Raw genomic sequence first — 12,571 nt, 5'->3', positions numbered from 1 at the left:
TCAATCAGAGCAGGAGTACGCAGTATGTTGAACTCGACGGAAAATCGCGCTGCCGGTGCCTTGAATATTCAGGTTCAGGTCGATCAGCAACAGGTGGTTGCAGCATCCTGCGAGCTGACCCGACCGTTGCAAAGCATGCAGCGACTGTTGCTCAAGCAAGGCCCTGCCCAAGCCTGCCAAATGCTGCCGTTGTTGTTCGCGGTGTGTGGTGAAGCCCACGCGCTGGCAGGCAAGTTGGCCTGCGGTCTGTTTGAAGACGATGCAGCTATTGATGGGTGTGGTAACAGTGGTACGCCGGAAGGATCATCCCGGCGGAACCCTGCTATGCAACGGGCGTTAGCAGGCGTACTGCGAGAAAATCTGCGCGAGCATCTGATGCAGATGCGGCAGTTCTGGCATTTGCCATTGCCGACCCAGGTCTTTGCCGAGGCCATGAAAGAAATCAGTTTTGCCATGGAACGCGGCGACGACGTTGCCCGCTCGCTGGCGGTGGAAGCCTTGCTGATACAGTTGGAGCGCAATATCCACCAGCAACAATGGCTGCCGCAGCTGCAAGACAGCTTGCAACAGCAACTGGCTGGGGTGGTGTTGCCAGACACCGAAGCGGATAGCTGGCAAGCCCGCCAGCCGGGGCTTATGCCGGAATCCGGACGGGTGTTCAGTGGTGCCGGAGCCGACGCCCTGTTGCATCATGCTGGCCAGCCGCTGGCGCAGGCCCTGTTGGCCGTGGCGCAGCAGCAATGGCAGGCAACTCTGCGAGTGATGGAAGCCCTGATGCAGGCCGCCAATCCCCATGATTGGGTACGCTGCCATCGCACTCAGGATGCTGATGGCAAGCCCGTTCAGCAGGGCTGGGTGCGTACGGCGCGGGGCTGGCTGTTGCATCAGGTGCAGCAGCATGGAGTGGCGGAAGGCGTAGTCACGGATAATGCAGGCTGGATGATTCAGGCTCCTACGGATGTGAATTTTCATGGCCCGCTGGTGACGCAATGCCTGATGGGGATGAGCGTACCCAACGGTACGGTCGACAAGGCCTTACGCTGGATCGTGCGGGCGTTGGACCCTTGCGTCGGCTTTGATATTGAAATCCGTGAGCTCGAAATCAGAGAGCCCGAAACGGATAAGCCAACCACATTGGCGCAGGCAAACGTCAGCGTCGATTCAGGAGCCAAACACAATGCATGAAATGTCGATCGCCGAAGGCATTATTCAGGTGATTGAAGATCAGGCCAAAGCCCAGGATTTTCAACGGGTGAAAGCCGTGTGGCTGGAAATCGGCCCGCTGGCCGCCATCGAGCAGGATGCGCTGGTGTTTTGTTTCGACGCCGTGACCCGCTCGACTCTGGCCGAAGGGGCGACACTCGAAATCATCCGTTTGCCCGGTCAGGCCTGGTGTTTGGGGTGTGCCCAAACGGTCGAAATCAATCAGCGTTACGATCAGTGCCCGCATTGCGGCAGCTATCAGCTACAGGTCACTTCGGGTGACGAGTTACGAATCAAAGAATTGGAGGTGGTTTGAATGTGTACGGTATGCGGTTGCAGTGAAGGCGAAGTCCAAATTGAAGGACACGCACATGCTCATGATCACTCACATAGCCACTCTCATGGTCATTCTCATGGTCATTCTCATGATCATCAACACGATCACAGCCATGATAACCATCACGACCATGGCCACAGCCACTCGCACGCTCACAGCCGTGATCATCAACACAGTCACGAGCAGGAAAGCGTGGTCGAGACCGCCAGCAATGGCGACCTGCATTATGGCAAAGGCGCTGCCCATGCCCATGCGCCGGGTCTGACCCAGGCGCGCATGGTGCAAATCGAGCAGGATATTCTTGGCAAGAACGACCGCTACGCCGCCGTTAACCGCATTCGCTTCGAGCAGCTGAATCTGCTGGCACTGAATCTGGTATCGAGCCCGGGCTCCGGTAAAACCACCTTGCTGACTGAAACCATCACGCGCTTGGGTCAGGCTCAATCGCCATGGCCGATGGCAGTGATTGAAGGGGATCAGCAAACCAGCAACGACGCTGACCGTATCCGTGCAACGGGTGTTCAAGCCATTCAGGTCAATACCGGCAAGGGCTGTCATCTGGATGCCCATATGGTCGGTCATGCGCTGGAAGGTTTACACGAACTGCAAGGCGGCGCACTGTTCATCGAAAACGTTGGCAATCTGGTGTGCCCGGCGGCGTTTGATCTGGGCGAAGCCCATAAAGTAGCGATCCTGTCGGTCACCGAAGGCGAAGACAAGCCACTGAAATACCCGGACATGTTCCACGCCGCTGATCTGATGATTCTCAACAAGGTTGATCTGCTGCCTTATCTGGATTTTGATGTCGAAGCCTGTATCGCTGCGGCCCGCCGTGTAAATCCAAACATCCAGGTGATCCAGTGCTCTGCCCGCAGCGGCGAAGGCATGGATCAATGGCTGGGCTGGATCGCCGAGCGTCGCGCCGAGCGTATTCAACAACGGATTCAGGCACTCAAAAGTCAGATGAATCAGCTGGAGGCTTTGCTCTGATGAATGCCATGCGTCGTCATACCGTGTTGTGCGTCGATGACGAACTGCGCTCGCTGGAAACCCTGGAGCGGACGCTGGACGAAGAGTTCGACGTCATTACCGCCAACAGCGCCGAACAGGCGTTGCAAATCCTCGAGCGCCAGCCGGTCTCTGCGGTGGTGTGTGACCAGCGTATGCCCGGTACCACCGGGGTTGAGCTGCTGATTCAGGTACGGGCGCAATGGCCCAACACCGCCCGGCTGATTCTGTCCGGCTATACCGATTCCGAAGACATTATCCGCGGCCTTAACGAGGCCGGAATTTTCCAGTACATCACCAAGCCGTGGCACCCGGATCATTTGCTGCTGTCGTTGCGCAATGCCTGTCGGCTGGTGTCGCTGGAAAGCGAAAATGCCCTGCTGGCCACTGAAATTCGGCTCACGGCCAATCAGGCCGAAACCCGTATTGAAGAGAAGAAAGCCCGTTTGCGTCAGCAGTTTGCACTGGACGAAATCGTGCGCTCCGAATCCAGTCCGCTGAACAACATATGTGAGCGAGTACAGCAAATTGCCCCTTACGATATTTCGGTGCTGATCAGCGGCCCGTCCGGTACCGGTAAGGAGCTGTTTGCGCGGGCACTGCACTACAACAGCCTGCGTGCGGACCAACCGTTTGTGGTGGAAAACTGTGGTGCCATGCCCGACGACCTGCTGGCCTCCGAGCTGTTTGGCCACCGCAAGGGCGCTTTTACCGGTGCCATGACCGACCACGCCGGTCTGTTTGAACAGGCCGATGGCGGCACCCTGTTTCTGGACGAAATTGGCGATGTGTCACCGGCCTTTCAGGTGATGCTGTTGCGGGTATTGCAAGAGCGCGAAGTGCGCCGTGTTGGCGACAACAAACGCCGCCCGGTGGATGTGCGCATCATCGCCGCCACCAATCGCGATTTGGAAGCCGAAGTGGCCGCTGGACGATTCCGGGAAGACCTCTATTACCGACTGGCAGAAATGACGCTGCTGTTACCGGCGTTGGCAGCCCGTCGAATGGACGTGCCGACGCTGGCCAATCACTTCCTGCGTCAGGCCAGCCGTGATTACGACAAACCCGCCGCTGGCTTCAGTGACGGTGCGATAGAAGCCCTCAGCCAATGGCATTGGCCGGGTAACGTCCGTGAGATGCAAAACGAGATTCGCCGTATGCTGGTACTGGCCGAAGGCGACGTGTTGGGGGCTGAGCTGATCAGTCCAAGGCTGCTGCGCAACCTGCCTGAACACACCGAGCCGGAACCAATTCTGGAAGCCGTGCTGCGTCGTCAGGAAGGCTGGAGCGAAGGCAGTACTCTGAAGGACAAAACCGAGCTGCTGGAAAAACAACTGCTGCGTGAAACCATGATCCGCCACAAATGGAACAAGAGCCGCGCCGCCGATGAGCTGGGACTGTCTCGCGTTGGCCTGCGCGCCAAGCTGGACCGCTACGGCCTGGAGCCGCTGGCCTGATGGCAACGGCTGCAACCTCGCTGCCAGCCCATGCCCACCGGATTCATATTCAGGGGCAGGTGCAAGGCGTTGGCTTTCGACCGTTCGTTTATCGCATGGCCATCGAGCTGGAGCTGGTTGGACGGGTGTTCAACCGTGGCGCAGATGTGATTATCGAAGCCGGGGGCAGCTGGACGGCCTTGCAGCAATTCGAGCAGCGCCTACAGCAGCAAGCGCCATCGTTGTCGCACATTCAGCGCTTCGACAGTCAGTCGTTCGAGCCGTCGCAGCTGACGGAAATCAGCGAATTCTTTATCGACCACAGTGACCGCTCGGACGATGCCGGTTTGTCGATCACAGTCGACACCGCGCCGTGTGCCGACTGCCTGGCGGAAATGGCCGACCGCCACAATCGCCGCTATCACTATCCTTTTACCAACTGCACCCAGTGCGGCCCCAGATACACCCTGATTCGGCAGCTGCCGTACGACCGCCCGAATACCTCGATGGCGGAATTCCAGCTGTGTGATGCCTGCGGTGCTGAGTATCAGGATCCGAGCGATCGACGTTTTCACGCCCAGCCTAACGCTTGCTCGGTATGCGGACCGTCGTTGTCACTGGTTGTGACTGAACCGGGCGGCGAACAACGTCAACTGACGGGTTCAGACAGTGAGCTTTTGGCGCAAGTTATTCACCGCTTGTGGCAGGGCGATATCGTTGCGATCAAAGGCGTTGGTGGTTTCCATCTGGTGTGTGATGCCACTAATGCCGGAGCCATTGCCAATTTACGCCAGCGCAAACATCGGCCGTCGAAGCCGTTTGCGGTGATGGTCGCCAATCATGATCAGGCGCGGGTGTGGGGTAAGCTCAGTGGCTACGCCGGCAAACAGCTGATGGCACCGGGGGCTCCGGTGGTACTGGTACCGCAAGGCGGCGCAGCCCGAACTTTCCATAACGACAGCCTGCAACAGTTGGCCCCGGGGCTGGATGCCATTGGCCTGATGCTGCCGCAAAGCCCGCTGCATTGGCTGTTGTTTGAAATTGCCCGAACCGAGTTGGATTGCCCTGAACTGGCGTTAGTGATGACCAGTGCCAACCTGTCGGGTGAACCTTTGATTACCGACAACCAGCAAGCACTGGATCAGCTGGCCGGTATTGCTGATGTCTGGCTGCTGCACAACCGCGATATAGAAACCCGCAACGACGACAGTGTGGTGGCTTGCCTGACCGAGCGTGCGCCGCTGGTACAACGCATTGGTCGGGGCTTTGCGCCGCTGTCGTTGTCGCTGCTGCCGGCTCGCAATACAGCAGGCGAAGAGAGACCGTTGCCGTCGGTGCTGGCGCTGGGCTGTTTTCTGAAAAACACCATCGCCTTGAACAGCCAGCAGCAGGTGGCGATTTCCCAGCACATTGGCGACCTCGACCACCCGGATAACTGCGCCTTGCTGGAACACACGGCACGGCGCTGGTTACAACTGATGAAGGTGACACCGCAAGCCATTGCCTGTGATCTGCATCCAGAAGGCTTCGGGGCAGTACTGGGCCGCAAGCTGGCTGCTGAACTGGATATACCACTGCTGGAAATTCCTCACCATCAGGCCCATATCGCCTCGGTGTTGGCTGACCGTGGCTGGCGACCAGAACAACCGATCATGGGGCTGGCGCTGGATGGCTTTGGGCTGGGCTGGGACGGGCAAGCCCGTGGGGGTGAATGTTTGCTGATCAACGGCGCTGAATTCCAGCATCTGGGCTCTTTGTCCGCGTTGGCACTGCCGGGTGGCGATGCTGCCAGCCGCGAGCCGTGGCGGTTAACCGCAGCTGTACTGTTTGAGCTGGGTTTGAGCACTGAAGAGGTACTGGCAACCGGTCTGAATGTACCGTCAGAGCAGGCGCTGGCCATGCTGAAGCTGCAAATGCAGAAGAACATCAATTGCCCACGCACTACCAGTGCCGGACGCTGGTTTGATGCCGTGGCCGGGCTGCTGGGTATTGGCGCGGAGCTGATTGACCGCGACGGCAACCCGCTGCGTCAGAGTTACGAAGGCGAAGCCGCGATGCGACTGGAGGCTCTGGCCCGGGAAGGACTGGAAGCGTGGGGTCAGCAAGGACTGGAAACCGCTTCTGAATATGAACATCCCGACGCTGTTTTGTCGCCCTCCAACACCGTCGAGCTGAACCTCTACCCACTGTTCAGCCAATTGCTGGATGGCCTGAAAACAGGCGCTTGCCGTGCCCAATTGGCGGCTCAGTTTCACCTGCAACTGGCGGCCATGTTGGCAGACTGGCTGGCGCAGCAGCTGGATACACAGCGGGCCATGGGTGCGGAGTTGCCGCGGGCGGTGGTGTTGTCGGGTGGCTGTTTTCAGAACGCCTTGCTGCGCCATCGTTTGCAGGGCTTGTTGGAGCAGCAGGGCATCAAGGTATTGCTGCCCACCCGGGTGCCGTTGAACGATGCCGGTTTGTCGCTGGGGCAGCTTTGGCTGGCAACCCGGCAGTTGAGCAACTGCTTTGACGATGACCACCATAGTGCTGCCAACACCATCAATAACAACCAATAAGAACTGCAGAACGCTGTGACTGCAAGCAACCGATTTGCTATCAGGAGATCTCCATGTGCCTCGCCATACCGGTACAAATTGCATCCATCACCGACGACTTCAACGCCGTCGCCAACATTGGCGGCCTGAAAAAGTCGATCAACATCTCGCTGGTGGACGACCTGCAAGTGGGTGACTACGTGATCCTGCACGTCGGCTTTGCGCTCAAGAAACTCGACGAAGCCGAGGCGCTGAAAACCCTCGCGATGTTTGCCGAAATGGGCATCGACGTCACCGAAGAGCTGGAAAGTGATCTGGTCGATTCTGAAAACGCATTAGCAGGAGCCAGCGAATGAAATACGTTGACGAATTCCGCGACGGTGAGCTGGCCCGACAGTTGGCCGATGCCATCAAAAACGAAGTGCAGGCGGGCCGAGAGTACCGCTTGATGGAGTTCTGCGGCGGCCATACCCACGCGATTTTCCGTTACGGCCTGCCGGATCTGTTGCCAAACAACATCAAGCTGATTCACGGCCCCGGCTGCCCGGTGTGCGTACTGCCGATTGCTCGTCTGGATATGGCGATGGCGCTGGCCAAACAGCCGGATGTGATTCTGTGTACCTATGGCGACATGCTGCGGGTGCCAGGCTCTGGTCGTACCAGTTTGCTGAAAATCCGAGCCGAAGGTAACGATGTTCGCATGGTCTATTCACCGGCCGATACCATTGCGCTGGCTCAGCAAAACCCGGACAAGCAGGTGGTGTTTTTTGCCATCGGTTTTGAAACCACCACACCGCCAACGGCCGTTGTTATCGAACAGGCGTCCAGGCTCGGGCTGCAAAACCTCTCGGTGTTCTGCAACCACGTCCTGACCCCGGCCGCCATGCATGGCATTTTGCACACCGAAGAAGGCGAGCAGGGCGTCGAGCTGGACGGTTTTATCGGCCCGGCTCACGTCAGCACCGTGATTGGCTCACAACCGTATGAACCCTTCCCGAAGCACTACGGCAAACCGGTGGTGATTGCCGGGTTTGAACCACTGGACGTGCTGCAAGCCATCCTGATGCTGGTGAAACAACTCAACGAAGGCCGCTGTGTGGTGGAAAACCAGTTCACCCGAGCGGTGACCTCAACGGGCAACGAAAAAGCCAAACGCATCACCGACCAGGTGCTGGAACTGCGCGATACCTTTGAATGGCGTGGCCTTGGTTTTGTCCCCAGCAGCGCCCTGCAAATTCGTGAGCAGTACCGAACGTTCGACGCCGAAGTACGCTTTGCCGAGCGATTAAAAGCCCACGCTGAAAAGATCAAACTGGTGCCGAAAGACAACAAGGCCTGCGAATGCCCTCAGGTTTTGCGGGGCCTGAAAAATCCTCGTGACTGCAAGCTGTTCGACAAACCCTGCACTCCGGACAACCCGCTGGGATCGTGCATGGTGTCGAGTGAAGGGGCGTGTGCGGCGTATTACCAGTATGGCCGGGCGTTGGAGGCCTGAACGCGAAGCTGAAGCTACTGCGCTCGTTAATACTGCGTTAAAAATGGCCGGAACTTACTCATTTATAACTTATAAACTCCGTCGTTCCGGCCATTTTATGCCTTGTCTTACCATCGCTCGTAGCGCTTCAGAGTGGCTGAATGTGCGGTATGTCTTGGGTACTCGCTGCGGGACGCCTTGCACTGCATCCCCTGACTGGGCTCAGGCATTCTCCTGTAGGTTGGATAAATGTGCGAAGCGAAAGCCATCCAACAGCGGTGGCGTCAGATGGCAGCCGCTGCGCGTCTTTATCGGACCTACGGGCTGATGTTGCTTCGCGAATAAATTCGCTCCTACAGGGAAGCGTTCATGTGGGGGGTAGCTTGCTGCCGATGGTTTTAGCGGCTTTTTCGCGAGCAAGCTCGCTCCCACAGTATTTACCAACACTTGCTGGGCGGGGCCCAGTCTACGGGTTTCGCGAATAAATTCGCTCCTACAGAGGGTAGGTTGGGCGTTGCCCAACGATGGCGGCTTTTTGAATAAACACTGCGTCTGGCTTTTGCCCGGACGTTCGACGGATGAATAAACCATGGCACGTATAGACTGGAATAAAGGCAAGGTTGAGATGGTGCATGGCAGCGGTGGTCGTGCCATGCAGCAGTTGATCTCGGAGTTGTTTGCCGCCGAGTTCAGTAACGATTATCTCAATCAGGGAAACGACGGTGCGGTGCTGCCGCAGCCGCCTGCCAACAGTCGGTTGGTGATGGCGACCGATGCCCATGTGATTTCGCCGCTGTTTTTCCCGGGCGGGGATATCGGCTGTTTGTCGGTGCACGGCACAGTCAACGACGTGGCCATGAACGGCGCGGTGCCGCTGTATCTGTCGGCGGCGTTTGTGTTGGAGGAAGGTTATCCACTGGCTGATCTGAAGCGCATCGTGCAATCGATGGCGGGCGCTGCCAAAGACACTGGTGTGGCGATTGTCACCGGTGATACCAAAGTGGTCGAGCAGGGCAAGGGCGACGGTGTGTTTATTACCACCACCGGCGTGGGGTATGTGGCGGAGGGCATTGAGCTTTCGGGTGCCAATGCCAAGCCGGGCGACAAAATTCTGGTGTCGGGTTCGATGGGGGACCATGGTGTGACGATTCTGTCGATGCGTGAGAGCCTCGGTTTTGAATCCGAGCTGCAGTCTGATACCCAGGCGCTACACGAGCTGACTGCCGCTATGTTGGAAGCGGTGCCAACCATCAAATGCCTTCGAGATCCCACTCGTGGCGGTCTGGCTAACACCCTCAACGAAATTGCCCATCAAAGCGGCGTGGGTGTGCATTTGCAGGAAGCGCAGATTCCGGTCAAACCCGTGGTGGCGTCGGCTTGTGAGTTTCTGGGGCTTGATCCGCTGTACGTTGCCAATGAGGGTAAGCTGTTGGCGATTTGTTCGGCTGAACACGCCGAACAGCTGTTAGTCGTGATGCGCACACATCCAAAAGGCGCAGATGCTGCCATCGTGGGTGAGATCACCGAAGACCCGAACCACTTTGTGCAGATGACCACCAAGTTCGGTGGTCGTCGTATGGTGGATTGGCTCAATGGCGAGCAGCTGCCGCGTATTTGTTGATGTTTTCTGCTCAGGCAAAATACTTTGTAAGAATCAGGCTGCTCCAGCGACTGTGTAGAAAACAAGACACAGGTTTGCGGAGCCAGCCATGAAATCCCTGATTGATTTATACCGTCCTGCCCATCAGGCACTGAATTCCACCCGCTTTGCCGACGGCCTGGCTCCCTTGCTGTTACGTCTGTATCTGGCACCGGTGCTGATGCAGGCTGGCTGGAACAAGCTGGTAGCCTTTGACGATACGGTGGCCTGGTTTGGGAATCCGGACTGGGGACTGGGGTTGCTCTTCCCCGAGCTGATGGTGGCGCTGGCGGCGGGCACCGAGTTTATCGGCGCCTGGTTGCTGGTGTTTGGTTTGGCGGTGCGCTGGATCAGCATCCCGCTGATGATCACCATGCTGGTGGCGGCGTTGACGGTGCATTGGCAAAACGGCTGGCTGGCGATTGCCGATGCCTCCAGCTGGCTGGCTAACGACCGTGTGATGGAAGCGGCGGATCGCTTGCAGGCAGGACGCAGTCTGTTGCAGCAACATGGCCATTACGACTGGCTGACTGGCCGTGGTTCATTTGTGATTCTGAACAACGGCATTGAGTTTGCCGCGACCTATTTTGTGATGTTGCTGAGTCTGTTCTTCACCGGCGCTGGCCGTTACGTGAGTGTGGATTACTGGCTGGCGCGTCGCTTTATCAAAGCGGACTGATCAATAGGTGTCGTCCCAAAAGCACCAGAGGAGAAAGATCAGCCTATTGCTCTTTCTCCTTCCTCTTCGACACCTTTAGGGGACATCTATTTAATCCTGCACGGCTCTGCGCGAGTGTTGCCGTTGTTCAGTGCAAGGCGACGAATGCAGCGAAATGACGAGTCCTTTTCAAGTTCGTCAACACCGCACTGGGCGGCGGCAACCCGCGCCCTGCGGGGGCTGCCGGATGATCTCGACTCTGTGTCGCCGACTTTTGACTTGACCCGTCAGGCCTACAAGTCGGCTTCGTGATTCGAAACCATCCGGCAGCCCAGAGTGAGCACCGGATTAAATAGATGTCCCCTTTAAGCTATTCTCGCCAAATTACCCTGTCCCCTTTTAGCTCTTCGGCACGTCTTATCTTGAAAGCGCTGTGCATGCGTGTTTTTAGCTTCAATAAACTGTCACTTTGACGTGTTCTCATGGCGACCACTCGTCTGTGAAAACCGGAATGGCAATGAAAATGATCCGCCAGTCTTGTGATCGCCAGCTGGACGACCCGGCGCTAACGCCTGATGGTCCGGATAGCCATTACGAGCAACAACTGACCAGTGAGATACCGCGCATTCGTGGCTACATCCGCAGTCAGATTTCCAACCCCAGCGACGTTGAAGACCTGCTGCAAGACACCATGGTGCGGTCACTGCAAACGACTGCACGGGAACGAGTCAGCAACCCGTTGGCCTATGGCCTGCAAGTGGCTCGCTCGGTGGTTTTGGACCACTGGCGTTGCAGCAAGCGTCAGCCGGATTACGTGGCTGAGCTGCCAGAGCAGGAGAGCATGCCGCTGGACCAACAGCACATGGAGCGACGCAAGCTGGAAGCACTGTCGGCGACCCTGACAGCGATGCCGCCGCTGCGACGACAGGTGTTTTTAATGCGTCGAATGGATGGCCTGTCCCGTGATGCCATTGCTGCACAGTTGGGCCTCAGTGAGGCATCGGTGAAAAAACACATTACCCGGGCGATGCTGGATATCGCCCGCACGGTGGAAAAACATGAACGTGACGATTGAGTCATGCGCTGCCATCAAGCGGAGGCGCAGTAACGGCCTATGAACCTGAAGTTCTTTTCAGATGAAATCCTGGAGCAGGCCGCCGACTGGTACGACCGGCTGGATGAGCTGAATGATGTCCAGCGCAGTGACTACCATCATTGGCTGGCCGAAGACGAGCGCCATCGGGCGGCGGCGGAATACATTGCGCATTATTTTGGCGACAGCGAAGCCTTGCTGTTGGCGCTGGCACAACCGCGCTGCGACACCCGCTCAGATAGCAATGAATCGGATAGCACAGTCACGGATAGAAAAGTCCTGGATAGAAAGGTCACGGATAGAAAGGTCACGGATATTCGGACGGCCCGTCAGCGGCTGTTGGCCGACGGTTCAGATACGGCTGTGGGTTCTGCTTCTGTCGGGGGGCTAGAGCCAGATACAGAAACCGGGGCTAAACGTGAGACCAGTACATCCAACCGCTTTGATTGGGGTCTTGGTTTGGCAACCGCTGCCAGTCTGCTGTTGCTGGCGCCGCTGCTGTGGTTCGTGTTGGGTACTGGCCTTAACGGTTCCGCCTCGAATGAGGTCAGCCAAACTGTGGCCGTCGATTACGCAACCGATACTGCAGAGCAGCAACAACTGACCCTGGCTGACGGTTCCGACCTGGCGATCAACGCCAACAGCCAGTTGTCGGTGGCACTGTCCGACACCGAACGCCGGGTGCAGCTGCAGCAGGGGGAAGTGTTTTTCTCAGTGGCCAGAGATACCCAGCGGCCGTTTGTTATCAGTACGGAGCGCGGTCAAATCCGGGTATTGGGCACGGCGTTTAACGTCGATACATCCGGCGACGGGCTGGTGGTGAGCGTTGAGCACGGCATTGTGGAAGTCACTCACGAGGGCCAGAGCTGGCGCTTGTTCGCTGGCGAGGGTGTGCGACTGGACGGTGATCAGGCTCAGCCCTTCAAGGATCAGCAAGCGGGCAGTTGGCGAACCGGCTGGCGTAAGGTCAGTGGCGAGCCGTTAAGCGATCTGGTGGCTCATTTGCAAAGCCACACCCAAAAGCAGATTCAGTTGCGCGATATTGATGGGACGCAGACGTTTTCCGGCAAATACCGGCAGCAGGATGTGGAAGGGACGCTGGAGCTGGTGACGGACCTGTTCGGGTTGGATATGCAGGTGAGCGAACAGCAGATTGTGATATCTGCAGGCCGATAAATCAGAGGCT

At 57.6% G+C, this 12,571-nt stretch carries 11 protein-coding genes; all 11 read left to right on the top strand.

All coding sequences use genetic code 11. The features are described from left to right. Positions 1-24: 24 nt before the first annotated feature. The 11 genes from ACXADJ_RS12265 (at position 25) to ACXADJ_RS12215 (ending at position 12,561) form a co-directional block, all read left to right on the top strand. On the top strand, positions 25-1,185 hold the full coding sequence (locus ACXADJ_RS12265; protein WP_475066301.1) for a hypothetical protein: 1,161 nt from the start codon (positions 25-27) through the stop codon (positions 1,183-1,185). Beyond that, positions 1,178-1,519: a hydrogenase maturation nickel metallochaperone HypA gene (gene hypA / locus ACXADJ_RS12260; protein ID WP_028293267.1), complete on the top strand. Its 342-nt coding sequence runs from the start codon at positions 1,178-1,180 to the stop codon at positions 1,517-1,519. The genes ACXADJ_RS12265 and hypA overlap by 8 nt, the downstream gene beginning before the upstream one ends. Further along, the gene (gene hypB, locus ACXADJ_RS12255; protein ID WP_475066299.1) at positions 1,520-2,530 is read left to right on the top strand and encodes a hydrogenase nickel incorporation protein HypB; all 1,011 of its coding nucleotides are present in this window, start codon (positions 1,520-1,522) and stop codon (positions 2,528-2,530) included. After that, positions 2,530-4,005, top strand: a complete 1,476-nt coding sequence (locus ACXADJ_RS12250) for a sigma-54-dependent transcriptional regulator (protein WP_028293269.1) — start codon at positions 2,530-2,532, stop codon at positions 4,003-4,005. Before hypB ends, ACXADJ_RS12250 begins: the two co-directional genes overlap by 1 nt. After that, entirely contained in the window at positions 4,005-6,542 is a 2,538-nt protein-coding gene (hypF, locus tag ACXADJ_RS12245) for a carbamoyltransferase HypF (RefSeq protein ID WP_475066295.1), read from the top strand. The genes ACXADJ_RS12250 and hypF overlap by 1 nt, the downstream gene beginning before the upstream one ends. Positions 6,543-6,595: 53 nt before the next feature. Beyond that, positions 6,596-6,877, top strand: a complete 282-nt coding sequence (locus tag ACXADJ_RS12240; RefSeq protein ID WP_475066293.1) for a HypC/HybG/HupF family hydrogenase formation chaperone — start codon at positions 6,596-6,598, stop codon at positions 6,875-6,877. After that, positions 6,874-8,016: a hydrogenase formation protein HypD gene (gene hypD / locus ACXADJ_RS12235; protein WP_475066291.1), complete on the top strand. Its 1,143-nt coding sequence runs from the start codon at positions 6,874-6,876 to the stop codon at positions 8,014-8,016. The genes ACXADJ_RS12240 and hypD overlap by 4 nt, the downstream gene beginning before the upstream one ends. Before the next feature lie 568 nt (positions 8,017-8,584). After that, on the top strand, positions 8,585-9,616 hold the full coding sequence (hypE, locus tag ACXADJ_RS12230) for a hydrogenase expression/formation protein HypE (RefSeq protein WP_475066289.1): 1,032 nt from the start codon (positions 8,585-8,587) through the stop codon (positions 9,614-9,616). 88 nt (positions 9,617-9,704) lie between these two features. Next, entirely contained in the window at positions 9,705-10,313 is a 609-nt protein-coding gene (locus ACXADJ_RS12225) for an HvfX family Cu-binding RiPP maturation protein (protein WP_475066286.1), read from the top strand. Positions 10,314-10,809: 496 nt separating this feature from the next. Next, entirely contained in the window at positions 10,810-11,367 is a 558-nt protein-coding gene (locus ACXADJ_RS12220) for an RNA polymerase sigma factor (RefSeq protein ID WP_475066284.1), read from the top strand. Positions 11,368-11,406: 39 nt separating this feature from the next. After that, a complete protein-coding gene (locus ACXADJ_RS12215; RefSeq protein ID WP_475066283.1) occupies positions 11,407-12,561 on the top strand; it encodes a FecR family protein in 1,155 nt (384 codons plus the stop codon). The last annotated feature ends 10 nt before the right edge of the window (positions 12,562-12,571 follow it).

The sequence above is a fragment of the Oceanobacter sp. ABM4_470 genome, assembly GCF_056158645.1.
This window is presented reverse-complemented; position numbering and strand designations above follow the sequence as displayed.

Bases quoted from the DNA above. Each gene is read 5' to 3' on its own strand.
- ACXADJ_RS12265 (WP_475066301.1), top strand. From the start codon at position 25: ATGTTGAACTCGACGGAAAATCGCGCTGCCGGTGCCTTGAATATTCAG.
- hypA (WP_028293267.1), top strand. From the start codon at position 1,178: ATGCATGAAATGTCGATCGCCGAAGGCATTATTCAGGTGATTGAAGAT.
- hypB (WP_475066299.1), top strand. From the start codon at position 1,520: ATGTGTACGGTATGCGGTTGCAGTGAAGGCGAAGTCCAAATTGAAGGA.
- ACXADJ_RS12250 (WP_028293269.1), top strand. From the start codon at position 2,530: ATGAATGCCATGCGTCGTCATACCGTGTTGTGCGTCGATGACGAACTG.
- hypF (WP_475066295.1), top strand. From the start codon at position 4,005: ATGGCAACGGCTGCAACCTCGCTGCCAGCCCATGCCCACCGGATTCAT.
- ACXADJ_RS12240 (WP_475066293.1), top strand. From the start codon at position 6,596: ATGTGCCTCGCCATACCGGTACAAATTGCATCCATCACCGACGACTTC.
- hypD (WP_475066291.1), top strand. From the start codon at position 6,874: ATGAAATACGTTGACGAATTCCGCGACGGTGAGCTGGCCCGACAGTTG.
- hypE (WP_475066289.1), top strand. From the start codon at position 8,585: ATGGCACGTATAGACTGGAATAAAGGCAAGGTTGAGATGGTGCATGGC.
- ACXADJ_RS12225 (WP_475066286.1), top strand. From the start codon at position 9,705: ATGAAATCCCTGATTGATTTATACCGTCCTGCCCATCAGGCACTGAAT.
- ACXADJ_RS12220 (WP_475066284.1), top strand. From the start codon at position 10,810: ATGAAAATGATCCGCCAGTCTTGTGATCGCCAGCTGGACGACCCGGCG.
- ACXADJ_RS12215 (WP_475066283.1), top strand. From the start codon at position 11,407: ATGAACCTGAAGTTCTTTTCAGATGAAATCCTGGAGCAGGCCGCCGAC.